This is a genomic window from Ruegeria sp. HKCCD6157 (assembly GCF_013110685.1).
In the GTDB taxonomy this organism is placed as follows: domain Bacteria; phylum Pseudomonadota; class Alphaproteobacteria; order Rhodobacterales; family Rhodobacteraceae; genus Ruegeria.
This window is the reverse complement of record NZ_WVRB01000001.1, coordinates 1,943,601-1,967,756: the sequence shown is the minus strand read 5'-3', so window position 1 is coordinate 1,967,756 and position 24,156 is coordinate 1,943,601. Positions and strand designations below refer to the sequence as shown.

20 protein-coding genes are annotated in these 24,156 nt (G+C 58.5%); 8 read left to right on the top strand and 12 right to left on the bottom strand.

Annotated features, from left to right (window positions below):
- Positions 1-11: 11 nt before the first annotated feature.
- A complete protein-coding gene (locus GS612_RS09490) occupies positions 12-1,016 on the bottom strand; it encodes an Ldh family oxidoreductase (RefSeq protein ID WP_171639758.1) in 1,005 nt (334 codons plus the stop codon).
- A gap of 31 nt (positions 1,017-1,047) precedes the next feature.
- Positions 1,048-3,477 carry an FAD-dependent oxidoreductase gene (locus GS612_RS09485; protein ID WP_171640018.1) on the bottom strand — a complete coding sequence of 810 codons (2,430 nt, stop codon included), beginning with the start codon at positions 3,475-3,477 and terminating at the stop codon, positions 1,048-1,050.
- A 322-nt stretch (positions 3,478-3,799) separates the two neighbouring features.
- Between GS612_RS09485 and xylB the strand changes: the two genes are divergently transcribed.
- The 3 genes from xylB to GS612_RS09470 are packed head-to-tail and all read left to right on the top strand — an operon-like array spanning position 3,800 to position 7,499.
- Positions 3,800-5,257 carry a xylulokinase gene (gene xylB / locus GS612_RS09480; RefSeq protein WP_171639757.1) on the top strand — a complete coding sequence of 486 codons (1,458 nt, stop codon included), beginning with the start codon at positions 3,800-3,802 and terminating at the stop codon, positions 5,255-5,257.
- Positions 5,257-6,204, top strand: a complete 948-nt coding sequence (locus tag GS612_RS09475; RefSeq protein WP_171639756.1) for an aldose epimerase family protein — start codon at positions 5,257-5,259, stop codon at positions 6,202-6,204. The genes xylB and GS612_RS09475 overlap by 1 nt, the downstream gene beginning before the upstream one ends.
- The gene (locus tag GS612_RS09470) at positions 6,201-7,499 is read left to right on the top strand and encodes a cytochrome-c peroxidase (protein ID WP_253286114.1); all 1,299 of its coding nucleotides are present in this window, start codon (positions 6,201-6,203) and stop codon (positions 7,497-7,499) included. Before GS612_RS09475 ends, GS612_RS09470 begins: the two co-directional genes overlap by 4 nt.
- On the opposite strand, the gene GS612_RS09465 is transcribed toward GS612_RS09470, so the two are convergent.
- Together GS612_RS09465 and GS612_RS09460 are read right to left on the bottom strand one after the other, a co-directional pair.
- Complete coding sequence (locus tag GS612_RS09465; RefSeq protein WP_253286113.1) at positions 7,500-8,999, bottom strand: CRTAC1 family protein; 1,500 nt, start codon at positions 8,997-8,999, stop codon at positions 7,500-7,502.
- A 1-nt stretch (position 9,000) separates the two neighbouring features.
- Positions 9,001-10,218, bottom strand: a complete 1,218-nt coding sequence (locus GS612_RS09460) for an ROK family transcriptional regulator (RefSeq protein WP_171639754.1) — start codon at positions 10,216-10,218, stop codon at positions 9,001-9,003.
- Positions 10,219-10,371: 153 nt separating this feature from the next.
- Here GS612_RS09460 and xylF point away from each other — a divergent pair, with 153 nt between their 5' ends.
- From xylF to GS612_RS09435, 5 genes are all read left to right on the top strand, one after another.
- Positions 10,372-11,391: a D-xylose ABC transporter substrate-binding protein gene (gene xylF / locus GS612_RS09455; protein ID WP_152457515.1), complete on the top strand. Its 1,020-nt coding sequence runs from the start codon at positions 10,372-10,374 to the stop codon at positions 11,389-11,391.
- Positions 11,392-11,466: 75 nt separating this feature from the next.
- Entirely contained in the window at positions 11,467-12,765 is a 1,299-nt protein-coding gene (locus tag GS612_RS09450; RefSeq protein WP_152457516.1) for a sugar ABC transporter permease, read from the top strand.
- A complete protein-coding gene (locus GS612_RS09445) occupies positions 12,765-13,562 on the top strand; it encodes an ATP-binding cassette domain-containing protein (RefSeq protein WP_171228451.1) in 798 nt (265 codons plus the stop codon). The genes GS612_RS09450 and GS612_RS09445 overlap by 1 nt, the downstream gene beginning before the upstream one ends.
- A gap of 10 nt (positions 13,563-13,572) precedes the next feature.
- Positions 13,573-14,880, top strand: a complete 1,308-nt coding sequence (gene xylA / locus GS612_RS09440) for a xylose isomerase (RefSeq protein WP_171639753.1) — start codon at positions 13,573-13,575, stop codon at positions 14,878-14,880.
- Positions 14,881-15,097: 217 nt separating this feature from the next.
- On the top strand, positions 15,098-16,435 hold the full coding sequence (locus GS612_RS09435; RefSeq protein WP_253286112.1) for an MATE family efflux transporter: 1,338 nt from the start codon (positions 15,098-15,100) through the stop codon (positions 16,433-16,435).
- Positions 16,436-16,445: 10 nt separating this feature from the next.
- Here GS612_RS09435 and GS612_RS09430 read toward each other — a convergent pair whose 3' ends face one another.
- The 8 genes from GS612_RS09430 to GS612_RS09395 all read right to left on the bottom strand — a co-directional run bounded on the left by GS612_RS09430 (position 16,446) and on the right by GS612_RS09395 (position 24,004).
- A complete protein-coding gene (locus tag GS612_RS09430; RefSeq protein WP_171639751.1) occupies positions 16,446-17,543 on the bottom strand; it encodes a M56 family metallopeptidase in 1,098 nt (365 codons plus the stop codon).
- Positions 17,530-17,925 (bottom strand): BlaI/MecI/CopY family transcriptional regulator, encoded by a 396-nt coding sequence (locus GS612_RS09425; RefSeq protein WP_170346648.1) that lies wholly within the window; start codon positions 17,923-17,925, stop codon positions 17,530-17,532. Before GS612_RS09425 ends, GS612_RS09430 begins: the two co-directional genes overlap by 14 nt.
- A 65-nt stretch (positions 17,926-17,990) precedes the next feature.
- Positions 17,991-18,392 carry a DUF2160 domain-containing protein gene (locus GS612_RS09420; RefSeq protein ID WP_171119507.1) on the bottom strand — a complete coding sequence of 134 codons (402 nt, stop codon included), beginning with the start codon at positions 18,390-18,392 and terminating at the stop codon, positions 17,991-17,993.
- A gap of 8 nt (positions 18,393-18,400) precedes the next feature.
- Positions 18,401-19,198, bottom strand: a complete 798-nt coding sequence (locus tag GS612_RS09415; RefSeq protein WP_152457520.1) for a carbohydrate ABC transporter permease — start codon at positions 19,196-19,198, stop codon at positions 18,401-18,403.
- Positions 19,195-20,058 (bottom strand): carbohydrate ABC transporter permease, encoded by an 864-nt coding sequence (locus GS612_RS09410; RefSeq protein ID WP_152457521.1) that lies wholly within the window; start codon positions 20,056-20,058, stop codon positions 19,195-19,197. Before GS612_RS09410 ends, GS612_RS09415 begins: the two co-directional genes overlap by 4 nt.
- The gene (locus GS612_RS09405; RefSeq protein WP_171639750.1) at positions 20,055-21,131 is read right to left on the bottom strand and encodes an ABC transporter ATP-binding protein; all 1,077 of its coding nucleotides are present in this window, start codon (positions 21,129-21,131) and stop codon (positions 20,055-20,057) included. The genes GS612_RS09410 and GS612_RS09405 overlap by 4 nt, the downstream gene beginning before the upstream one ends.
- Position 21,132: 1 nt before the next feature.
- Entirely contained in the window at positions 21,133-22,182 is a 1,050-nt protein-coding gene (locus tag GS612_RS09400; RefSeq protein ID WP_152457523.1) for an ABC transporter ATP-binding protein, read from the bottom strand.
- 82 nt (positions 22,183-22,264) lie between these two features.
- Complete coding sequence (locus tag GS612_RS09395; RefSeq protein WP_152457524.1) at positions 22,265-24,004, bottom strand: ABC transporter substrate-binding protein; 1,740 nt, start codon at positions 24,002-24,004, stop codon at positions 22,265-22,267.
- Positions 24,005-24,156: the final 152 nt, after the last annotated feature.

The following is a 24,156-nucleotide window of genomic DNA, read 5'->3' as shown; positions in this document are numbered from 1 at the left end:
TGATTTCAGTTTCAGCCAAGTGCGGCCAGAACCTCGGTGCTCACGTCGATGCCATGGGCTTCGGCGGCTGCCCGTTTTGCAAGGCGACCGTCCCCCGGAACCCGGGCGGATCCGTTGCCGGAAATCTCGGCGCAGATGCGGGCGACATATTCGTTGAAGGCCACGTTGCCGAACCGGGTGGGATCGATGGCAATCAGGGTCGCACCACCTTTGATGTTCAGGGCGGCGAAGGATTCGCGCTCTTTGTTGTCCATGGACAGGGTCCCACCGGCCAGTGCTGCGCCCAACACCTCAACCATGAAGGCGATCGCGGCCCCCTTATGCTCTCCGAACGGCAATAGGCTGCGGGTTTCAAGGATGGCATTCGGGTCTGTTGAGGGCTCGCCTTGGGGATCAAGACCGGCAGGGCGGGGCAGGTCGTGCCCCTCGGCAGCGGCCATGCGGATATCCATGAGGGCCACCATGGACGAGGCCTGATCCCAGACCACGGGCGCGTCGCCGTCACGCGGGCAGGCAAAAGACATGGGGTTGGTGCCAAAAACCGGGCGAACCCCACCTTGCGGAACCACCATGGACAACGAGTTGATCACGGCAAAGGCCACCAAGCCGGCTTCGGCCAAAGGTTCGGTGTCAAACCGTAACGCACCCAGATGGTGGCAGTTCGCACAGGTGAACGCGGCAATCCCGTTTTCCCGGGCCATCGCGATCAGGTCCTCGCGGGCTGCTGCCGCTGCAACCTGATAATACCCGTTGTCGGCATCACAGCGCAAAACGCCCGGGGCAACCTTTTCGGTCTTGGGCTTCGCGTGCCCGTTGGCATAGCCGGACGTGAAGCTTTGGACATAGACCGGCAACATGCGCAACCCGTGGCTGCGCGGGCCGTCCCGTTCAGACCGGGTGACGATATCGGCAAGTACATCACTGCTGCGCGTGTCCGCTCCGGCAGAAACAAGAACCGATTTGGCCAAGTCCCGAACTTCGGCAAGTGAAAGCGTTTTTGTCGGTTGTTCGGTCATCGGTTCGAGTCCCGTCTTTCTGTTTTCGCACTCAAGCGCGCGGGCGTGTGTTTGCGGGATCGACAGCACATGTGTCGATGACCACGGCGTCGCGCATCTCATTGTGGACCAGCACCTGCAATTTTGTTCCGGGCGCCGTCATATTCTGTGGCACTAGTGCCATCGCAATGTCGTGGTTGCAATAATAAGAGAACCCGCCCGAGGTGACACGGCCGATCAGCTTGCCCTGAGCATAGACACCCTCGTCAAACATCACCGATGTTTCGCCAAAGGGCAGTTTCAGCGTGACCAACCGCCGGTACGCGCCATCCTTTTTCTGTTTCAAAAGAGCAGCCTTGCCTATGAAGTCGCGACCATCAGTTACCACGAACCGATCAAGGCCGGCCTCGTATGGCGTCATGTCCTTGCAAATTTCGCGATTGATGGAGCGATAGGATTTTTCAAGACGCATGGATTCCAGTGCCTCAAGCCCGAAAGGTTTCACACCGGCCTTCAGCAGCAGGTCGACAAGATGGCGGTTGTAACCGACCGGGTGATGCAGTTCCCACCCAAGCTCGCCGGTATAGGACACGCGAAGCAGATGAACGCCCTTGGCGTACCCCACTTCACCCATTTGCGCAGAAAGCCACGGGAAGGTTTCGTTCGACAGATCATTGTCGGTCAATGGTTGCAGGATCTCTCGTGCCTTGGGGCCAGCCAGAGCAATCACGCCCAATTGTTCTGAAACATCTTCAAGAAGGACAGAGCTGTCATTGGGCAGCAAACGTCGCAGTTGATCCCAGTTGTAGGCGCGCCAGTTCGGGGTGGAAACCAGGTAAAAATCATTCTCGGCATGGCGGACGACCGTATATTCCGCATCCATGCTGCCCTTTGGGTTCAACAAAAGCGACAGGGTCATTCGCCCCACTTTGGGCAGCTTGTTCGCCATGAGGCCATCCAGCCATTCGGCGGCCTCGGGTCCGCGCACGGTGAACTTGGTCATCGGCGACATCTCGATGAAACCGGCCACGTCACGGGTGGTGCGCACCTCTTCCTGAACGCGTTCGATGTGGTTGGTGCGACGGAAGGAATGTTCCGGAACAGCTTCCTCGCGCGATTTGGCGAACCAGCGCGGAAACTCATATCCGTTGAAGCTGGTCCAGACGGCACCGTGGGCGCTCAGCAGGTCGTAGGACCCCATCGTTTTCATCGGGCGCGCGTCGGGAAAGTCTTCTCCGGGAATGTGCGCGTTCATGTGGGTCCCCCACGTTTCACGCACCTTGTCCATGGTCCACCGCTTGGACGCGTAATCCGAAAAACGGCGTGGGTCGAGTTCAGACATGTCCATGCCCGGATCCCCATCGACAATCCAGCGGGCCAGGCGTTCACCGACAGTGCCACCCCACAATATGCCGCCGGGCATGCCTTCGGCCAGCCACAGGTTTTCATACCCCGGCGCAGGCCCCGCAAGCGGCAACTCGTCCGGCGTCATCTGGAACGGACCTCGGGTGTTGGCCTTGATACCCACCTCTGCAAGTGTTGGAACCCGCTCGATGGCGCGTTCCCACTGCGTTTGGACCGCGTCGAAATCTTCGGGCAAGAGGTCGGCACCAAAGTCAGGCGGCACGCGATCTTCGGCAAATAGCTTGAGGTCTTTGGTGAACTCATAAGGACCGAACTGAATGCCGCCCACATCTTCGCGCAGATAGGCACCGTAATCTTCATCCCTCAGGATCGGGAACTCGGGCAACCCCTGCGCGCGGCGTTCTTTCAGCAGCGGAACGGTTTCGGTTGTCCAATATTGGTGAACGATTGGAATGCAAGGCAGATCCAGACCAACACGGCGCGCGTTTTCGCGGGCATAGTTTCCGGTCGCGAAGACAAGATGTTCGCAAGTGATCTCACCCTGATTGGTTGTAACCTTCCAACGACCGTTTTCCAGTTTTTCATAAGCCTGCGCTTCGGTGTTCTGAAACACTTTGGCGCCTTTCTCGCGCGCCAGCCTGGCCATCGCCATGGTGATGTCGGCAGGGTTCACATAGCCGTCCTCGGTATGCAGGATGCCGCCGCGAATATGTTCCGATTGGTTGAGCAGAGGGTGCAGTTCGGCGATTTCCTCTGGCGTCAGCAGCTTGCAGGGCACACCGGCGGCTTCGGCAATCGAGACATAGGACAGGAACTCGTCCCAGCGTTCCTGCGTATTGGCAACGCGCAACTGTCCCACCTGGCGCAGCCCGACCGAGGCGCCGATCTTCTTTTCGACTTCGGAATAGATGCGGATGGTCTCCATCGTCATCTTCGAAACGTTGTGGGACCGCACGAAGGTGACCAGAAGACCCGCCGCATGCCAGGTAGAGCCGGAGGTCAGCGTCGTTCTCTCCAGCATGACTGCATCTGTGCATCCATGCTGCGTCAGACCATAAAGAACCGAAGCCCCAACGCATCCGCCTCCAACGACGACAACCTTGGCATTTGACTGCATTCCACGCATTCCTTCCTGAGGCTGATTTCGTTTCTAGAGGGTCAGTCAAAACGAAATCAGCGGGCCGAGAACTGATTGAACTGTTTACGTGAAATCCGCGTCAGGCAATTCGAAAAATTTTCCGGTCCAGCTGAGTTCAGTTAAACCATGATCGGGTTTGTCGATGATCTCGCGCATTCTGTGAGGCGGCCCGCAAAAATACCGGCCATCTCTTGTTTAGAATTGTTGTGTTAGCGCAAACTGTGCTGGTAAGGTCCGACATCGGCTTGGGGTGCGCTTTGCTGCGCCCGCGATCCGTGCGGCATACGAAGGGGGAAATCGCGTGTATCTCGGTCTGGATTTGGGGACGTCAGGTCTTCGGGGAATTGTGGTCAGCGAAGAGGGCAAAGTCGTCGCCGAAGCCGAAGCAGGTGTCGAGACATCGATTTTGCATCCCGGCTGGTCGGAACAAGATCCGTCCGATTGGGTAGAGGCCTGCCAAAACGTCGTTGCTCAATTACGCGCGTTGAACGGTTCCGCATTTTCTGCGGTGCGCGGCGTTGGTCTGAGCGGCCACATGCACGGTGCCACGTTGCTGGATCGGGATGGCAGTGTGCTGCGGCCCTGTATCCTTTGGAACGACACGAGATCAGCGCAGGAAGCTGCGGAGTTGGATGGTCTGCCGTCGATGCGCGCGATCACCGGGAACATCGTTTTTCCGGGCTTCACCGCACCCAAGCTGGAATGGGTGCGCGAGCATGAGCCTGACATGTATGCGAAGACATCCAAGGTGTTGCTTCCGAAAGATTATCTGCGTTTCTGGCTCACCGGTTCCTATGTCAGCGACATGTCCGACAGCGCCGGTACGGCATGGCTGGACGTTGGAAAACGTGAATGGTCGGAAACCGCGCTGGATCTAAGCCACATGCGCCGGGACCAAATGCCAGAGCTGGTTGAAGGCAGTTCGGCAGGCGGAGAACTGCGGTCAGAGATCCTCGGGCAATGGGGCCTGACCGGGCCCGTCGTGGTTGCCGGCGGGGCCGGTGACAATGCGGCGGCGGCCTGCGGTATCGGAAGTATTGGCGAGGGCAGCGGATTTCTTTCCTTGGGCACGTCGGGTGTGTTGCTTGTCGCAAAAGAAAGCTATGCGCCCGCGCCGGAAACAGCCGTTCATTGTTTTTGCCATGCGGTGCCGGATCGCTGGATTCAAATGGGTGTGATCCTGTCGGCCACCAACAGTCTCAACTGGCTGTCCCGTCACCTCGGTCAACCCGTCGGCACGCTGGCATCGACCCTGCCGGATTCGGTGAAGGGGCCGTCAAAGATCACCTTCCTTCCGTACCTGTCCGGTGAACGGACGCCTCATAACGACAGCGCCATACGCGGAGCATTCCTGAGCCTGGATATTGCATCGGAACCCGCTGATCTGACCCAGTCCGTGATGGAGGGAGTTTCCTTTGCCATGCGCGATTGTTTGGAGGCGCTCAAAAGCACGGGCACCAAGCCCGAAAGTCTGCTGGTCGTCGGTGGCGGGGCGCGGTCGCGATTTTGGCTGGAGACATTGGCCACAGTTCTGAACACACCGCTTGCTCTGCCCAAGGGAAGTGAGTTCGGTGCCGCCATCGGCGCGGCCCGTCTTGCTGCCTGTGCTGTGCGGGGCGCCGACCCCGGGGATGTCATGCTTTCCCCGGAAGTCGCTGAGCGTGTCGAACCTCGGGTCGAGCTGTCCAGCGCATATGAGGCGGAATATCAGCGGTATCGCGAATACTATGCTGCTTTGTCCCCTTTGGCCGCGCGCTGATGGCTGATCCCAAATCCATGCCTATCGAGCAGGTCCTTCTGGAAGACGGCAACATGTCCGTTTCCCTGTTGAACTATGGCGCAATCACGCAAGGCTGGTGGCTTGACGAAACATCTTTGGTATTGGGCTACGAAAACCCGCAGGATTACCTGTCGGACCCGTTCTACCTTGGCGCGATGGTCGGGCGAGTGGCCAACCGCATCGGCGGGGCACAGTTTGCATTGCAGGGGCGCGTTCATCACCTGACAGCAAACGAAGGGCCGACCACGCTGCATGGTGGTCCGAGCGGGCTGTCGCGCAAATACTGGGATATCGTGAAAACCTCTCCAAATCAGGCGGTTCTGTCCTTGACTTCACCTGAAGGTGAAGGCGGTTTTCCCGGTGAAGTCAAATTCGAGGTGCATGTCGAACTGACCTGTCCGCGTCTGATCTACACAATCAGGGCGCGCCCGGATCGCCCGACGCCGATCAGCATCGCGCAGCACAATTATTACACTCTGGGCTGTCCTGAGGATATCCTGGACTGCCGGCTCAGGCTGAGGTCGAACCGGGTGCTGGAGCTGGACGCGCGTTCCGTTCCTTCCGGAGATATCTCAGCCGTCGGCGACAGTGTGCCAGATTTCGCGTTGACACGCACCGTCGGGGCAAAGGGGCGCGAGCTGGACCATTATTTTGTGTTTGATGACGGTGGAACCCATGATCATCCGGTCGCAGAGGTCACAGCACCTTCGGGATTGAAGATGAACCTGTATTCAGATCAACCCGGTGCACAGGTCTATGCCGGAGCACATCTGTCAGGCCGATTTAGCCCGTGTGCGGGGCTGTGCATTGAACCGTCAGGATATCCGAACGCCGTGAATGTCCCCGCGTTCCCGACCGTCATCCATACGCCGGACAACCCGTATCAACAAACTCTGACACTTGAGATTTCCGAGGAACGATCATGAGACTTCAGATTGCAGCACATGCCGTAGGCATCTGGATGTCGCTTTCAGTTGCTCAGGCGCAAGACCTTGGTCCGAAACCTGAATTCATCGAACCTGACTTTTCAAACGCAGAGTTGGGGCAACTGCTGTTCTACGATCCGATCCTGTCGGGCAACAAGAACATCAGCTGCGCAACCTGTCATCATCCGAAGCTGGGAACGTCCGACGGGCTTTCACTGGGTATCGGCGAAGGTGGGGCTGGGCTGGGTGGTCAGCGCAAGGTCACACAAGACAACAGACCCGAACAGCGCATTCCCAGGAACTCGCCCGCGATGTGGAACCTCGGAGCGCTGGGATTCACGACGTTTTTCCATGACGGTCGCCTCGAGGCGGATCCGTCACAGCCCAATGGCATCAGAACCCCGTTGGGGACGCATATGAGGCCGGGGTTCAAATCGGCTTTGGCGGCGCAGGCGATGTTTCCGGTGCTGTCACCTGACGAAATGGCGGGGCATTATTCTGAAAACGAGGTGAGCAAGGCCGTACGACTCGGCTTGCTGACCCAAGAGGGTGGCGCCTGGGATCTGATCGCCGCGCGCGTGGCGGCGATACCAGAGTATCAAAGGCGATTTAATGACATTGCGCCCGGAGAAGACATCTCCTTTACCGCAATCGCCAATGTCATTGCCGATTTCATCGCGTTTGAGTGGCGGGCTGACAACAGCCTGTTTGATCGTGCGATGCGAGGCGAAGACAGGCTGCCCGAACAAGCGCAGCTGGGGATGGAGCTGTTCTACGGAAAGGCTGGATGCAGTGCCTGCCATTCCGGCTGGTTCCAGACCGATCACGGGTTCTATTCCATCGCCATGCCTCAGATCGGCCCCGGAAAATCAGCCCGTTTCGAAAATCATGTGCGGGATGACGGGCGACTGCGCGTCACGGGCGACGAGGATGATGCGTTCGCATTCCGCACGCCTTCGCTGCGCAACGTGACCCTGACGGCGCCATATGGCCACAGCGGTGCCTACGCACGGCTTGAGGATGTCGTGCGTCATCATCTGGATCCGGTTTCCGCTTTGCGGAACTACGCCATCGAAATGGCTGACCTGCCAGAGTTTTTCGGGGCAGAGGATCAAAAGGCTTTGCTTGATCCCCGGCATGTCGAAGCCATAGCTGCGTCAAACGATCTGGCGCCCATCGACCTGAGTGATGACGAGGTCGATGCCATCCTGAGTTTTCTGGGCACGCTGGAAGATCCGGCAGTTCGGTTGGGTGTTCCCCAATCGGTTCCCAGCGGATTGCCCGTCGATCAATGATCAACGGCTGAGGCGGATCACCTGATTGGCATCTACCTTCTGCCAATCTCCATGTTCACCATCAGGCCAGATCACCCGTACTTCTGCGGTTTCGAGGTCTCCCAGACCAAAGTGGTGGAACCCGGCAATTCCGCTGGCGTGCCCCCCGCCAATGGTCACTTCACGGGTTTGAATGCCCTCGGGCGTCTTGACTTCAATAAAACTGCCGACTGCCTGTCTGTTGGGGTGGCTCTGGCCGAGATCAATCATGAGCCAGTTGCCGGTCGTCGGTTCATTCTGGAAAACCTCAAGGTCCGAGCCGCGATTGACCACCACCAAATCCAGCCATCCATCCCCGTTGAAATCCGCCAGAGCCCCGCCGCGGGACTTTGCCATGGACGCGACACCAGCTTGTGATGCTGTTTCGACAAACTGACCGGTGAAAGTCTGCATCAACAGATTGTTGGGGTCGTTCTGCGCCGCGTCGGGCATCTGCTCAACATTGCCTTTGGCGACGAAAATGTCGTCCAGCCCGTCATTGTTGACGTCCCCGAACTGTGCATGCCAGCCGGTCGAGGGGCGGCCGTCTCCTCCTGCATGTGGCCTGTGTGCCGTTGTTCCACGGTCGTAGGTTGCATCCCGCCATGTCGGCCCATCTGGTGCAGGATCAAAAACCTGGAATTTCTGGTCCCCCATGGACGTCAGATAAACATCGGAAAACCCGTCACCGGTCAGATCCCGCGAGGCGATCCCCATGCCCCAGATCGAATAGGGTAGCCATCCATCGGCCTCGCTGTACAGGCGCGGGGTGTCTTCCATGGCCCACAATTGCTCTTGCCCGCCACGCACATAATAGTGGCGGTCATTGCTGACACGCAGATCCGCGCGACCCGTGCGCGCCCAGTCGGAAAACAGGATCGACAGGGAACAGTGACCGGGTTCCAAACGGACAGGATCGCCATACTTTTCGCCTTGGGGTCGGTACAAAAGCGTCGGCCCGCAAGCCTCAAAAGGTCCATTCGGATTGCTTCGGTCGACATAGGTTCCAAAGGCCAGCGTTGGCAGGGTTTGCCCACGTTCCCAAGTGGCGGAAAAGCCGGTTGTCCAATGGTCCTGAGATTGAAAACTCAGTGCCGTGAACGGCTCGAACGCGCAGTTCGGTTTGCCACGAAGCAACAGGTCTTTGCCTACGCGCAAAACCGCAAGGTCCAGGAACCCATCGCCGTCAATATCCACCGGGTATGCGCCGGTCACACGGGTCAAGGATAGATGGCCGGGCGTATCCTGAAGAAAACGGACCTCTGTGTCGGATGTGTTGATGAACAATTGCGCTGGGCTTGATCCGCCTGCCACGAACATTTCAGGGCGGTCGTCATCATTGCAGTCGAAGACCGCGACACCCCCGCCGACGAAATGTTCCCAGCCGCCATCGTAAACATGGCCGGGGGTTTCCACCTTTTGAAAGCGGGGTGGAACGGTGTCCGCAGCGGCAGCGGAACCTGCCGCAAGCAAGATTGCCATCTTAGTTCGCATGAGCCGCCAGTTCCCTGACCTTCAGGATAGAGACTTGTTCAATTCCATAAGCCGCTGCCCCTTTTGCCCACATTGAATCGCCCCAGTGGTTGACCTTGATTTCCGGCAACGGCGCGTCGACGCTGACGACGCCGTTTTGGACACGTGCCATCACCTCGTCTGAATGCAGATAATCAAATCGGCCTCTGGCGCCGGACAGGATAATGCACTCGGGGTCGAACAGATTGATCAGGTTCGAAACTCCCATCCCGAACATTTGGCCCGCGCGGGCCAGAACGGAAATGGATCGAGCGTCGCCGGCTTTTGCTGCTGCAAGTATATCGACAAGAGTGCGGGGATCCGTTGCTTCACTGGAGATCGTGGCTTCGCGGATCAAGGCGTATTCCCCCACATAGGCCTCGAGGCATCCGCGCTGGCCGCACTGGCACAAGGCGCCGTCCAACTGAACTTTGAGGTGCCCGAATTCTGCGCCGCATCCGCGCTCACCGCGATAAAGCTTGCCATCAAGAACGATGCCCAGGCCGATGCCGTGTTCGATCGTAACAACCAAAAAATTTTTCAGCCCTTTTCCCAATCCAAAAAGCTGTTCCGCCTTTGCGACCAGGTTGGCGTCGTTTTCGATGAAGGCGGGGCAGGGGAGCACCTCGGACAACAGCGGGCTCAAATCCACATTTCGTTCTGTCAGCGAAGATGACCAATGCACGAAGTTCCGATTTGCATCGATAAGGCCAGCGATGCCGATGCAGACACCTGACAAATCGGCAAGGGATCGGTTTGCCGAGGCGCAGGCCTGATCAAGCACGGCGCGGATCTTCTTGGCAAACGCATCCGGGGCCATGCGGGCTTGGTCCAGCGGATGCGTATACGAAGTGATTTCGGTTCCTTCGAAATCCACGAGTATGACTGAAACCTGCTGGCGGGCGACTTTCACGCCCGCGATCAGATGTGACGCGCCATTCAGTTTCAGCTGTACCCGCGGTCTGCCGCGGCGCGCTGATTTGGAAGGTGTTTCGCTTTCTATTTCCGCAATCAGACCGGCAGACAGCAGATCGGCAGTGGCGGTTGTGATGGTCGCTGGGCTCGTCTCCAACGCGGTGGCTATGTCGATTCGTGAAATGGTTCCTGTGGCCCGGATTTTCTCCAGAACGCGCAGGCGAGTGACGTTCCTTTGGTCCGTGGCATTTGAAGAAGCTTTGCTTTTCAGCATCTTGCCCTCGCGAATCTGATCCCTGTTTCAACCTAGGTGGTTTTTTCAGTTACCGATAGCATAAATATTTTACCGACTGAAATAAATATGCTACTCAGAATTATCGGGGCCACGAATCATGAAACGATGGCTCAATGAAACCGGGAGGAAATCATGAAACGAATTCTCAGCGCCTCTGTAGTGGCGGTCCTGATGGGGACAGCTGCATTCGCAGAGCCCACGGTCGGCGTAAGCTGGTCGAATTTCCAGGAAGAGCGTTGGAAGACCGACGAAGCGGCGATCAAGGCTGCACTGGAAGCGGGCGGTGCGGAATACATCTCGTCTGATGCCCAATCTTCTTCTGCCAAGCAATTGTCGGATATTGAAAGTCTGATTGCCCAGGGCGTTGATGCGCTGATCATTCTGGCGCAGGATTCCCAGGCTATCGGCCCGGCAGTGCAGGCGGCGGCAGACGAAGGCATTCCGGTCATCGCGTATGACCGTCTGATCGAAGATGACCGTGCCTTCTATCTGACATTCGATAACGTTGAAGTTGGCCGGATGCAGGCCCGCGCGGTGTTCGAGGCGATGCCGAAAGGCAACTATGTGATGATCAAGGGCTCGCCCACGGATCCGAACGCGGATTTCCTGCGTGGCGGTCAGCAAGAGATCATCCAGGCCGCCGTTGACAGCGGCGATATCGTCATCGTGGGAGAAGCTTATACCGACGGTTGGCTGCCTGCGAACGCACAGCGCAACATGGAACAGATCCTTACCGCGAACGAAAACAACGTTGATGCCGTCGTGGCCTCGAATGACGGTACTGCCGGCGGTGTTGTTGCAGCCCTGACCGCGCAGGGCATGGAAGGCATTCCGGTCTCGGGTCAGGATGGCGATCACGCGGCGCTGAACCGGGTTGCCAAGGGTACGCAAACCGTTTCTGTCTGGAAAGATGCGCGTGAGCTGGGCAAAGCTGCCGGTGAAATTGCAGTTGCGTTGAGCAACGGGACAAGCCCCGAGGACATTGAAGGTGCCATCAAATGGACTTCGCCCGGCGGAACTGAGATGAACTCGGTCTTCCTTGCGCCTGTACCGATCACCAAAGACAACCTGTCCGTCGTGGTCGATGCTGGCTGGATTCCGTTGGAAGACCTGTGTCAGGGCGTCGAAAACGGCCCTGCACCCTGTAACTAAACCAAGTTCCAAACCATAATATCTCTGGCCCGCAAGGGCGGGCCAGAGATCATAGCTGAACATGAAAGATCGGATATGACCGAAACTTCGTCTCAGCCGGTACCCCAAAAAGCAAAGGCCAACCTGTTTCAGCAACTGGAACTGGATATGCGGCTATTGGGCATGATCGGCGCCTTCATCATCCTGTGCATTGGCTTCAACATCGTGACGGATGGCCGCTTTCTGACGCCCAGAAACCTGTTCAACTTGTCGATCCAGACCGTCTCGGTTGCGATCATGGCCTGCGGCATGGTGTTCATCATCGTCATGCGCCACATTGACCTGTCGGTTGGGGCGCTGCTGGCGACCACATCTGCCGTGATGGCGATGACCCAGACCGAGCTGTTGCCCAACGTACTGGGAATGGGTTTGAACCACCCGGCGACCTGGGCGATCACGTTGGTGGTTGGCCTTGTGGTCGGCACATTGATCGGCGCGTTCCACGGTTGGATGGTGGGGTACCTGACCATCCCAGCCTTTATCGTGACGCTTGGTGGTTTTCTGGTCTGGCGCAACGTCGCCTGGTACATGACCGACGGACAGACGATCGGCCCGCTGGACAGCACGTTTCTGATGTTTGGGGGGACAAACGGAACCTTGGGAACAACCGTCAGCCTCCTGTTCGGCCTTGCCGCCACGGCTGTTGCGATCTGGGCGTTGTGGAGCGGCCGCCGGTCCAAAGCCGCTCATGGATTCCCTGTAAAGCCGGTCTGGGCTGAAACAACACTGGCCGGGATCATTGGCATCGCCATCATGGGCTATGTCTTGATCGTCAACAGCTATGCCATCCCGACACGCCGTCTGGAACGTATGTTCGAAGCGCGGGGTGAGACCATGCCCGAGGGGTTGGTTGTCGGCTACGGCATTCCGATCTCGGTCCTGATCCTGATCATTGTGGCGGTGACATTGACCGTCGTGGCCCGCAAAACCCGCTTTGGCCGTTACATCTTTGCCACTGGCGGCAACCCGGACGCGGCTGAATTGTCGGGCATCAACACCCGTTTGATGACCGTCAAGATCTTTGCCCTGATGGGGTTCCTGTGCGCGCTGTCGGCGGTTGTGGCCTCGGCCCGTCTGGCCAACCACTCGAATGATATCGGAACGCTGGATGAGCTTCGCGTGATTGCCGCTGCCGTCATCGGTGGAACGGCGCTGTCCGGCGGCATCGGAACGATCTACGGCGCAATCCTTGGCGCGTTGATCATGCAGGCGCTGCAATCCGGCATGGCCATGGTTGGCGTGGATGCGCCGTTCCAGAATATCGTCGTCGGCACCGTCCTGGTTCTGGCCGTCTATATCGACATCGTCTATCGCAAACGTCTGGGGGCGAAATGATGCAAGCACAAGAAACACAGAACCGGACTTCGGGTCGCGGATCGGGCCAGCCTCCGCTGGTGGAAATGCGCGATATCTCGATTTCTTTCGGGGGTATCAAGGCGGTAGACCATGTGTCGGTCGATCTCTACCCAGGCGAGGTCGTGGGCCTTCTGGGCCACAACGGGGCCGGCAAATCCACCCTGATCAAGGTTCTTTCGGGCGCCTATCAGATGGACCATGGCGAAATCCTGATCGACGGCAAGAAGGTCGAGATCAACAACCCCCGCGACGCGCGGGCGAACAATATCGAGACGATCTATCAGACGCTGGCGCTGGCGGACAACCTGGATGCAAGTTCGAACCTGTTTCTGGGCCGCGAAATGGTCACGCCCTTTGGTCTGGTCAACGACGCCGCGATGGAGGCGGAATGCCGCAAGATCATGGCGCAGCTGAACCCGAACTTTCAGAAGTTCAATGATCCGGTCTCGGCCCTGTCGGGCGGTCAGCGTCAATCGGTGGCCATTGCACGGGCGGTGTATTTCAACGCGCGTATCCTGATCATGGACGAGCCCACGGCCGCACTTGGCCCGCACGAAACACAGATGGTGGCAGACCTGATCCAACAGCTCAAGGCGCAGGGGATCGGGATTTTCCTGATCGACCATGATGTACACGCGGTGATGGAGCTGTGTGACCGGGCCTCGGTCATGAAGAACGGGCAATTGGTTGGAACAGTCGATATCGCAGACGTCACCGATGACGATCTGTTGTCGATGATCATTCTGGGCAAAAAGCCCGGCGAAAAGACGGAATGAGGTAAGCGAAATGACGAGCGGTTTTTTTCAGGGAATTGAAGAAGTCCAATTTGAAGGCGAGGACAGCAAGAACCCGCTCGCATTCCGTCACTACAACCCGGACGAGATCATCTTGGGCAAGCGCATGGAGGATCACCTGCGTTTCGCCGTGGCGTGGTGGCATTCCTTCGCGTGGGAGGGCGGGGATCCGTTTGGCGGCCCCACTTTCGAGCGCCCCTGGCATCCACAGGATGACATGGGCCGCGCCAAGATGAAGGCCGATATCGCGTTCGAGATGTTCCAGATTCTGGGACAGCCCTATTTCTGCTGGCATGATGCCGATATCCGACCTGAACAGGGGAACTTCGCCGACAATCTGCGCACGTTGAACGAGATCACCGACTATTTCGGTGAAAAGATGCAGGCATCCGGCACCAAGCTGTTGTGGGGTACGGCCAACATGTTCAGCCATCGCCGCTGGATGGGCGGTGCCAGCACCAATCCCGATCCCGACGTCTTTGCCTTTGCTGCCGCCACGGTGAAATCCTGCATGGATGCCACCCACAAGCTGGGCGGCGAAAACTATGTGCTTTGGGGTGGGCGCGAAGGATACGAGACGCTGCTCAACACCGACATGAAAACAGAGCTGGATCATATGGGCCGGTTCCTGAACATGGTGGTCGAGTACAAGCATAAGATCGGGTTCAAAGGTGCGATCCTTGTCGAACCCAAACCGCAGGAGCCATCAAAGCACCAATATGATTTCGATGCCGCGACCTGCATTGGTTTCCTGCGCAAATATGGGCTTGAGAATGAGGTCAAACTGAACCTCGAACAGGGTCACGCGATCCTGGCGGGGCACAGTTTTGAACATGAGATAGCCGTAGCCGCGGCCGAGGGGATGCTGGGCTCCATCGACATGAACCGGAACGACTATCAATCGGGTTGGGATACGGATCAGTTCCCCAACAACACCCCCGAGGTTGCGCTGGCCTATTACCACATCCTGAAGGCGGGTGGGTTTACCACCGGCGGCACCAATTTCGATGCCAAGCTGCGCAGGCAGTCGATTGATGCCGAAGATCTGATCGCCGCGCATGTGGGCGGGATGGATATCTGTGCCCGGGGCCTGAAAGCAGCGGCAGCGATGATCGAAGATGGCGGATTGGAACAGGCGCTGGCTGATCGGTACGCGGGCTGGAATACGCCCGAGGCGCAGGCAATGCTGACCTCTGGTCTTGACGAGATTGCAGCGCGGGTGCTGGCTGAGGATCTCAATCCAACGCCGCGCTCGGGGCGCCAGGAAACCCTCGAGAACTACGTGAACTGTTTTGTCTGATCCCCGTGGGTTCTAGCCGGTCCTGAAAATAACTTGTGTACAATGCCCCGGAAACGCGTGAGTTTGCTTCAGCGTTGGCCGGGGCATTCCCTTGCTGGGCGCAACGGCATCAAAGGCCCGTCGGGGTCGAACAAGTGGGGCGAGCAAGGTTTTGGCGGATCAATCGGCAAGCAAAGCGGTGTTTCTGAGCGGCAGTCTGATGCTGCATGTGACACGCATGTCATTGACCACCAGCATTGGCCTGATGGCCATTTTTGCCGTCGACTTTGTCGATATGATCTTCATCTCGATGTTGGGCAACGATGCGCTGGCGGCGGCGGTGGGCTATGCCGGGACGCTGCTGTTTTTCACCAACGCGATCAATATCGGATTGTCGATTTCCGCCGGGGCGCTGGTCGCGCGCGAACTGGGGGCCGGGCGGGCTGAACAAGCACGGCATTACGCGTCCAGTGTGGCCGTTATCGGGCTGATTGCCGGGCTGACAACCTCGGGCCTGGTCTTGTTGAATATCAGCTCTCTGCTGTCCTTGCTTGGCGCGGAAGGAGAGGTTCTGAGGCTGGCGACGCGTTATGTGTCGATCATCCTTCCGACCATGTTCGTGATGTCCATTGCGATGACGGCGATGGCGGTGCTGCGCGCCCATGGCGATGCGCGGAGGTCAATGATGGCCACGATCTACGGCGGGGTGGTGAATGCGGTTCTGGACCCGATACTGATCTTTGCGGTCGGGCTGGGGCTGGATGGGGCCGCTATCGCCTCGGTCCTGGCGCGGCTGTGCATGCTGGGGGCAGCGTTGTGGCCAGCGCATCGGGTGCATCGGGGATTTGCGCGCCCTTCACTGAAGCAGGTTGCAAAGGATTTGCGCCCCGTGCGGGCGATTGCAATTCCAGCGGTTCTGACAAATGTCGCCACGCCGATCGGCAATGCAATCGTTGTCAGGGAAATCGCGCAATATGGAACGGACGCGGTTGCGGGCATGGCGGTGATCGGGCGCCTTTTGCCAGTGGCGTTTTCGGTCATCTTCGCTCTGTCCGGCGCGATAGGGCCAATCATCGGGCAGAATTTCGGGGCCGAAAAGTTCGATCGCGTGCGCGCTGCCTTTCTGGCAGGGATCAAGTTCACGGCCATTTATGTCGTTTGCATGTCGGCCATTTTGTTTTTGCTGCGCGCACCGATTGCGGATCTGTTCGCAGCCGAGGGCGAAACCCGAAGTCTGATCTATCTGTTCTGCGGCCCGTTGGCTTTGGCTTCGTTCTTCAATGGCGTGATCTTCGTGACAAATGCCAGCTTCAACAATCTGGGGCATCCGGTCTATTCCACATGGATAAACTGGGGTCGTCACACTATCGGCACTTGGGTTTTCGCGACGATTGGTTCACAGATCGCCGGCGCATCCGGCGTTCTGCTGGGGCAGGCGTTTGGAGGCGTCATCTTTGCAGTCATAGGCTGGGTTATGGTCGCGCGGGTCGTGGCGCGGTTGGAGCGCTCGCAAGCGCTCGAGCCTTTTTCAGATCAGGGTCGGCTTCATTCGCTGTTCGGGCGTCGCGGCTGGTGATCAGGTCGGATCAGTTCCCCTGATTGCGTGCTTCCAGCCGTTCCAGATTGACCACGGTTGACAGCATCAGGCGGTCATGGCTCCAGTCCTGCGTTTGCTGGATCGACGCAGACCCCAATGCAAGAAGGGTGGCGAAGGTCAGTGCCATCCCAAGGAACAGAGCGGGCAGGGTGGGCACCGCCGGCTGTGCATCGGTCAATGCAAGCACGCGCTGACGCAGCACGCGCTTGGCCTTGCCGCCCGTCACAAACGCGACATTCAGAACACGAGGATTGTTTGCCGAGATCGTACGCGCGCAGTAATCCAGCAGGCAGGAAGTGTATTCGCGCGCATCGATCCGTTTGCGGGTCACCACGGACTGGTCACATGCCAGTTCACGCAAGCGGCCAAACTGATATTTGAGCATCAGATAGGCTGGGTTCCAGAACAACAGCGGGCGCAGCATTTCAAAGCCCAGTTCCCATTCCACGTCACCGGCCCGAACATGCTGAAGCTCGTGCGCCAACGCAAAGCGCAGTTCGTGCGGGGTATCCAGCAGGTGGCTTGGCAGTACGACGTGGCGACGGCGCAATCCGCGCACGGCGAAGGGTACGGTGATGCGGTCAGAAAGACGGATGTCAACCTTGGCCGACTGCCGCCAAAGAAAGCTGGATTTGACTGTCTGACGGATCATCGCCGCGTCCCGCAGAGCGCGGGCCGCAAACACGGCGGCGACCAAAACAAGCAGCGTTACAAGGGCAGTGATCACCGGCTGTTGCCCTGACAATGCAAGGTCCACCCACCGTTCACGGGTGTTCAGCAAGGCCTCGAACTGGGTGGCGGGCATCGCGATATCGCCGCGCAGATAGGCGGCAACGGCGATGTCGCCAAGCGCCATGGCGCTGCCCGGCCATGCGAAAGAGGCAAATGATGACACGCCGAACGCAAGAAACGGGCTGATCAGTACGCACACGCACAGCGCCTTGAGCGCACGCAACTGCGCGACATAGCTGTGGCGCAGGGCTGTTCGGGTCATGGCTGCGCGGGCTGCCAGCCAGATGACGGCTGACAAGGCCAGCACGATGTTGAGTTCGATAAATGTGTCGAGAACCGGTCTAACCGCTGTCATTTTGCAGTCTCCTTTCTACCAGTGCTCGAATTTCCTCCAGGTCGGCTTCGCTCAGCCCCGCATCATCGACAAGCCGGGCCACCAGTGTGGCGGGTGTGTCGTCAAACAGAGTGCGGGACAGGTTTTGCAGAGAACGGGCCTGATATCTGTCCTTTTCCAGAAGCGGCGTGTAGATCAGGGTCTTTCCTGTCTTGCGGCTTTCCACAAAACCTTTCTCGTCCAGGATACGCAGGATCGTGGCACCGGATGTATAGGCCAGGTTGCGTTCCGAAGGCAGGCGGTCCAGGACATCTCGCACCGAGCCTTGCCCGAGGGCCCAGAGCTCGTTCATGAACTCCAGTTCAACCTCGGTCAGCAGATTTGTTGTCTTTTTCTTTCGCATCGATCTCGGTGTTGTCATGTTTAGTATGCCTGCCAGACAAGCATCCTTTCGCGATTTCTCAAAGTCTAAACTTTCCAGAACACAAAAACGCCCCAGCCGATAGACAAGAAAAGAGGTGTCCATACCGGCTGCCCGACAATGCCCAGCCATGCGAGGAAGATATAGGCGGACCCCAGAAGGGTGATGAAAAGCCGATCGCCCAATGTGGTTGTCAGCCCCAGTACACCGCGCCGTTCTATGCCATCGCGATACTTGAAGCCCTCAAGAACGCCAATCAGCGCGATGGCAGAAAAGATGCCGACAAATACGGCAAGTGTCGCCGGGGTCCAGGCCATCCAGAAATCGGGCCAGAGTGGCGCAGTCCAGGAAAAACCTTTTTCCTCTTGCTGGCCGACACTGCCCCATCCGGCCTGCTGGGCAAAGGTCGTGGAAGGCAGGAAAAGAAGGGTGAGAAGTAGTTTACGCATATCGAACCTCACACACGTCCCATCGCGAAACCACGCGCGATGTAGTTGCGGACAAACCAGATGACGATGGCGCCGGGGATGATGGTCAGGGTGCCGGCGGCGGCCAGCAGGCCCAATTCATAGCCGGCACTGGACGCGGTGCGGGTCATCACGGCGGCGATGGGTTTGGCCTCGACCGCGGTCAGGGTCTTGGCCAGCAGCATTTCCACCCACGAGAACATGAAACAGAAGAAGGCCGCCACGCCCACGCCCGCTTTGATATTGGGCAGGAAGATCGTCACGAAGAAACGCGGGAAGGAATAGCCGTCGACATAGGCGGTTTCATCCAGCTCTTTTGGAATTCCCCGCATGAAGCCTTCCAAAATCCAAACTGCCAGCGGCACGTTGAACAATGTATGCGCCAGCGCCACAGCCAGATGCGTGTCGAACAGGCCGATCGAAGAATAGAGCTGGAAGAACGGCAAGGCGAAGACCGCTGCCGGGGCCATCCGGTTGGTCAGCAACCAGAAGAACAGCTGCTTGTCACCCAGAAACCGATAGCGAGAAAACGCATAGGCAGCGGGCAAGGCGACGCTGACCGAAAGCACCGTATTCAACGTCACATAGGTGATCGAGTTGATATAGCCCCAATACCACGTCGGGTCCGTGAAGATGGTGATGTAATTCTCCAGCGTAAAGGTCTGGGGGAACAGGGAAAAGCCCGACAGGATTTCGTTCGTGGTCTTGAAGGACATTGCCACCAGCCAATAGATCGGCAGCATCAGGAACGCGATATAGAGGATTGGGATGAGAGACCGCTTCTTCATTGCGCGTCATCCTTTGTCATCAGAGTGTAGAAGAGCCACGAAACCAGCAGCGTGATAGCGAAATAGATCAGACTCATCGCAGCCGCAGGGCCAAGGTCGAACTGCCCCAGCGCGATCTTCACCAGATCGATCGACAGCAGGGTGGTCGAGTTGCCGGGCCCACCCCCGGTCAGCACGAAGGGCTCTGTATAGATGTTGAAACTGTCCATGAACCGCAGCAGGACCGCGATCGTCAGAACCGTCTTCATCTTGGGCAGCTGGATGTAGCGGAACACCGACCAAGGGCTTGCCCCGTCGATCTTGGCCGCCTGATAATAGGCATCCGGGATCGACACGAGGCCTGCATAGCACAGCAACACGACCAGAGACGTCCAGTGCCAGACATCCATAACGATGACGGTGATCCAGGCCGAAAGCGGCTGTTGCGTCATGTCATAGTTGATGCCCAGAACGTCATTCAGGAAATATCCCAACAGACCGATTTTGGGCAGGGTGAAGATGTTCCACATGGACCCAACGACGTTCCACGGGATCAGCATCGGCAGGGCCATCAGCACCAGACAGACAGGCACCCAGAATCCTTTGCGCGGCATCGACAGGGCCACGATGATGCCAAGAGGCACTTCGATGATCAGGATCAGGAAAGTAAACAGGAACTGTCGTCCAAGTGCGGCCTGAAACCGGTCCGACCGCAGGATCTGTTCGAACCAACCCAGGCCTTCCCAGAAAAACTGGTTGTTACCAAAGGTTTCCTGCACCGAATAGTTGACCACTGTCATCATCGGCACCAACGCGTTGAACGCGACCAGTGCCAGCACGGGCAGGACAAAGAACCACGCTTTTTGATTTTCTGTTCTCATTGGGCCCGCTCCTCCGTTGCGATCCAGCCGTCGCGGTAGACGCGGGATTGTTCGGGTTTGAATTGCAGGAAAACCTGTGATCCGGGTTCGGGCACGCTGTGTTCGGTCACGGCCTTGAGGGCGGTATTGCCGACCATCGCGCTGACCACAAAGTGGCGACCGATGTCGGAAACCTTGGTCACATGCGCCGGGATGCCGGTCTCGCCGAAGCCGACATATTCCGGGCGAATACCCAGATCGGTACGGCCGCAATCACCGTGAATGGGACCTTCCAGCATGACTTCGTGCCCTTCGAACAGGGCGCGGTCGCCGCGCGCCTTGCAGGGCAGCACGTTCATACCGGGCGAGCCGATGAAATGGCCCACGAACGTGTGCTGGGGGCGCTCGAACAGCTCCACCGGGGTGCCGATCTGCACCACTTCGCCCTCTTGCATCACCACGACCTCGTCCGCGAAGGTCAGGGCCTCGGTCTGGTCGTGGGTGACATAGATCATCGTCGCCTTGACGCGCTGGTGCAGTTCTTTCAGCTTGGACCGCAGCTTCCATTTCAGATGCGGGTCAATCACGGTCAGAGGTTCATCGAACATCACCGCGTTTACGTCGTCGCGGACCAGGCCGCGACCCATCGAGATTTTCTGCTTGTTGTCCGGGCTGAGGCCGCTGGCACGGGTGTTCAGCATGTCGGTGACATCCAGCATCTCGGCGATCGCATCGACGCGGCGCTTGATCGTCGCCGGATCGACGCCTCGGTTCTTCAACGGAAAGGCCAGGTTCTCGCCCACGGTCATCGTGTCGTAAATCACCGGAAACTGGAACACCTGTGCGATGTTGCGCTGATCAGGGGGCAGAGCGGTCACGTCACGGTCGTCGAACAGGATCTGCCCTTCGGACGGGGTCAGCAGGCCCGAGATGATGTTCAGCAGCGTGGACTTGCCGCAGCCCGACGGGCCCAGCAGGGCATAGGCCCCGCCATCACGCCAGGTCACGTCGATTTCCTTCAGCGCATAATCCTCGGGGCCTTTTGGCGACGGCATGTAGCTGTGGCGGAGGTTCGAAAGTTTGATCTGTGCCATGTCAGGCCACCCTTTTGCCGTCTTGGCCGAAATACCGGCAATGGGCCGGGTTCATGAAGAATGTGTGGTCCTCGCCCACCTGATAGGGATGGACTCCGGCGGCCAGCGACACCCAGGCGTCCTCGCCATGCCGAAAATGCGCGCTGGAATCCGAACCCGAAAGCTCGGTCACGATCACGCGGCCGGTCAGTTCCACGTCCGCGTCAGACGTCCGGAACGGCGTCACGCGATGCGGCCGCACCGCGACCATGTAATCTCCGTCGGCCATGTCGGTAACGGCCCAGCCACCTCCACCGGCCAGTTGCGCCTGCGCAGCGGAAACGGTGATGCGTGCGACATTGATCGGCGGGTCCGAAAAGACCCGCGCGGCGGCGATGTTCTCGGGGTTGCGATAGATGTCAGCGGTTGGCCCGAACTGGGTCACGCGGCCATCTTCCATCAGGGCGGTGTAGCCGCCCAGCAGCAGCGCCTCTTCGGGCTCGGACGTGGCATAGACCACCACGGCCCCGCGACCTGCGAACAGGTCGGGCAGCTGCTCGCGCAGTTCTTCACGCAGTTTGTAGTCGAGGTTGGCCAGCGGTTCGTCAAGGAACACGGCGCGGCTTTCTTTGGCAATGGCACGCGCCAGCGCGGTACGTTGTTGTTGCCCCCCCGACAGTTCGTGCGGGCGGCGGTGCAGCATCGGGCGCAGTTGCAGCAGGTCGGCGGCCTCTTCCACGCGGCCTTCGATCTCGGATTGCGCCATGCCTGCCACACGCAGGGGCGAGGCGATGTTGTCGAATACGGTCATATGTGGGTAGTTCACGAAGAACTGGTGCACGAGGCTGATTTTTCGCTTCTGCGTATTCAGCCGTGTGACGTCCTGCCCATCCATCAGGACCTTGCCCGAGGCGATCGGGTCCAGACCAGCCATCATCTTGATCAGAGAGGTCTTGCCCGAGCCCGTCGCGCCCAGCAGCACGTTGAAGTGGCCTGTTTGAAGGGTCAGGTTTGTGGGCTTGATATGGATGACGTTGCCGACCCTTTTGGTCGCGTCTTGAAGTTCGATCATGTCCGTGGGTTCCGGTCCTTCAGTGCAATGCACTGGTCTTGAAGTGGGGGTGCCTGATGCGGCACCCCCGGGTTTCAACGGCTTACTTAGACTGCCAGCGCTGAACCAGTTCGTCATAGTTGACGGTCTGGCCCTGCGGCTTTTCGTTCTCAAGCTTGGCCTTGGGCGAACCCGGCTTTTCCAGCCAGAAAGATGGGTCCTGCGGCTCGTTCAGGCGCGGACCACAGCCGCCGTAGACACCGGCGCTTTCATCCGCGGCCTGCATTCGGGCCATGGTGATGTCCATCTCTTCTGCCAGACGATCCATCGCCTCTTGCGGGGTGAAGGCGCCCGAGTTCACGTCACCGATCTGCTGCCACCAGATCTGGGCCAGCTTCGGATAGTCCGGCACGTTGATGCCGGTCGGCGACCATGCCACGCGGTCAGGTGAGCGGTAGAACTCGACCAGACCACCCAGCTTGGGCGCGCGTTCGGTGAAAGACTCGTGATTGACCGAGCTGTCGCGGATGAAGGTCAGACCCACATGGGACTTCTTCACATCGACAGTTTTGGAGGTCACGAACTGGGCATAAAGCCAGGCTGCCTGGGCACGATCCGAGGGGGTCGATTTGAGGAACGTCCAGGACCCCACGTCTTGGTAGCCAACCTTCTGGCCTTCTTCCCAATAGGGGCCGTGCGGGCTGGGCGCCATCCGCCACAGCGGCGTGCCTTCGTCATCCACGGTGTTGTTGCCTTCGGACTTCGGCTTGACCATGTCGGCGGTGAAGGCCGTGTACCAGAAGATCTGCTGGGCCACGTTGCCCTGGCTAAGTGCCGGCAGTGATTGGTAGAAGTCATAAGACGCGGCACCCGGAGGCGCATAGGCCCGCAGCCATTCATCCCATTTCCGGATCGCATAGACCGCGGCCGGACCGTTTGCAGCACCACCGCGCGACACCGAAGCGCCAACAGGGTTACAGGTGCCCGCTTCCATGCGGATGCCCCATTCGTCGACAGGCACACCGTTCGGTTCGCCCTTGTCGCCGGCACCGGCCATCGACAGCCAGGCATCGGTCATGCGCCATCCGAGGTCGGGCGCGCGCTTGCCGTAATCCATGTGGCCGTAGATCGTGGTACCATCGACTTCTTTCACATCATTGGTGAAGAACTCGGCGATATCTTCATACGCGGACCAGTTGACCGGAACGCCCAGATCATAGCCGTACTTTTCTTTGAACGCGGCTTTGTTCGCCTCATCATCAAACCAGTCCTTGCGGAACCAGTAAAGGTTCGCAAACTGCTGATCGGGCAGCTGATACAGCTTGCCGTCCGGTCCGGTGGTGAACTGAATGCCCATGAAGTCATCCAGATCCAGCGTCGGCGAAGTCGTCGCGGCCCAGTCACCGCCCATCATGTCCGTCAGCGGATAGGCCAGCTGCAAACGCGAATGGGTGCCGATCAGGTCACTGTCGTTGACATAGCCGTCATACAGGTTCCGACCCGTTTGCATTTGGGTTTGAACGGCCTGAACCACCTCACCTTCACCCAGAATCTGGTGGTTGACCTTGATGCCGGTGATTTCCTCGAACGCCTTGGTCAGCACCTCGGATTCGTAGGAATGTGTCGGGATACCTTCGGACAGGACGTTGATTTCCATACCTGCGTAAGGCTGTGCAGCTTCGATGAACCACTGCATCTCGGCCATCTGTTCGTCTTTCGACAAGGTCGATGGCTGGAATTCGTCGTCGATCCAACGTTGTGCTGCGGCTTCGTCGGCCCAAGCAGGACCGTGCCCCGCAATGACGGCAGCCGCCGCCACTGCGGAAAGTAGATGTCTCCGCATCTGTCTCCTCCCAAAATTATGGTTCTCCGGCGGAAACCGGATGACGGACAGCATCAGCGATTTCTTGCGTATGTGTCAAACTAAAAATTTAGTAATTGACGTTCAGGCATCCCGGAAGAGGTGGCGCTGAACTCGTTTGCCAATTTGTGAAT

Excerpts from the sequence above, each read along its gene's own strand:
- GS612_RS09490 (WP_171639758.1), bottom strand. The coding sequence starts at position 1,016 with ATGACCGAACAACCGACAAAAACGCTTTCACTTGCCGAAGTTCGGGAC.
- GS612_RS09485 (WP_171640018.1), bottom strand. The coding sequence starts at position 3,477 with ATGCAGTCAAATGCCAAGGTTGTCGTCGTTGGAGGCGGATGCGTTGGG.
- GS612_RS09475 (WP_171639756.1), top strand. The coding sequence starts at position 5,257 with ATGGCTGATCCCAAATCCATGCCTATCGAGCAGGTCCTTCTGGAAGAC.
- GS612_RS09470 (WP_253286114.1), top strand. The coding sequence starts at position 6,201 with ATGAGACTTCAGATTGCAGCACATGCCGTAGGCATCTGGATGTCGCTT.
- GS612_RS09465 (WP_253286113.1), bottom strand. The coding sequence starts at position 8,999 with ATGGCAATCTTGCTTGCGGCAGGTTCCGCTGCCGCTGCGGACACCGTT.
- GS612_RS09460 (WP_171639754.1), bottom strand. The coding sequence starts at position 10,218 with ATGCTGAAAAGCAAAGCTTCTTCAAATGCCACGGACCAAAGGAACGTC.
- xylF (WP_152457515.1), top strand. The coding sequence starts at position 10,372 with ATGAAACGAATTCTCAGCGCCTCTGTAGTGGCGGTCCTGATGGGGACA.
- GS612_RS09450 (WP_152457516.1), top strand. The coding sequence starts at position 11,467 with ATGACCGAAACTTCGTCTCAGCCGGTACCCCAAAAAGCAAAGGCCAAC.
- GS612_RS09445 (WP_171228451.1), top strand. The coding sequence starts at position 12,765 with ATGCAAGCACAAGAAACACAGAACCGGACTTCGGGTCGCGGATCGGGC.
- xylA (WP_171639753.1), top strand. The coding sequence starts at position 13,573 with ATGACGAGCGGTTTTTTTCAGGGAATTGAAGAAGTCCAATTTGAAGGC.
- GS612_RS09435 (WP_253286112.1), top strand. The coding sequence starts at position 15,098 with ATGTCATTGACCACCAGCATTGGCCTGATGGCCATTTTTGCCGTCGAC.
- GS612_RS09430 (WP_171639751.1), bottom strand. The coding sequence starts at position 17,543 with ATGACAGCGGTTAGACCGGTTCTCGACACATTTATCGAACTCAACATC.
- GS612_RS09425 (WP_170346648.1), bottom strand. The coding sequence starts at position 17,925 with ATGCGAAAGAAAAAGACAACAAATCTGCTGACCGAGGTTGAACTGGAG.
- GS612_RS09420 (WP_171119507.1), bottom strand. The coding sequence starts at position 18,392 with ATGCGTAAACTACTTCTCACCCTTCTTTTCCTGCCTTCCACGACCTTT.
- GS612_RS09415 (WP_152457520.1), bottom strand. The coding sequence starts at position 19,198 with ATGAAGAAGCGGTCTCTCATCCCAATCCTCTATATCGCGTTCCTGATG.
- GS612_RS09410 (WP_152457521.1), bottom strand. The coding sequence starts at position 20,058 with ATGAGAACAGAAAATCAAAAAGCGTGGTTCTTTGTCCTGCCCGTGCTG.
- GS612_RS09405 (WP_171639750.1), bottom strand. The coding sequence starts at position 21,131 with ATGGCACAGATCAAACTTTCGAACCTCCGCCACAGCTACATGCCGTCG.
- GS612_RS09400 (WP_152457523.1), bottom strand. The coding sequence starts at position 22,182 with ATGATCGAACTTCAAGACGCGACCAAAAGGGTCGGCAACGTCATCCAT.
- GS612_RS09395 (WP_152457524.1), bottom strand. The coding sequence starts at position 24,004 with ATGCGGAGACATCTACTTTCCGCAGTGGCGGCGGCTGCCGTCATTGCG.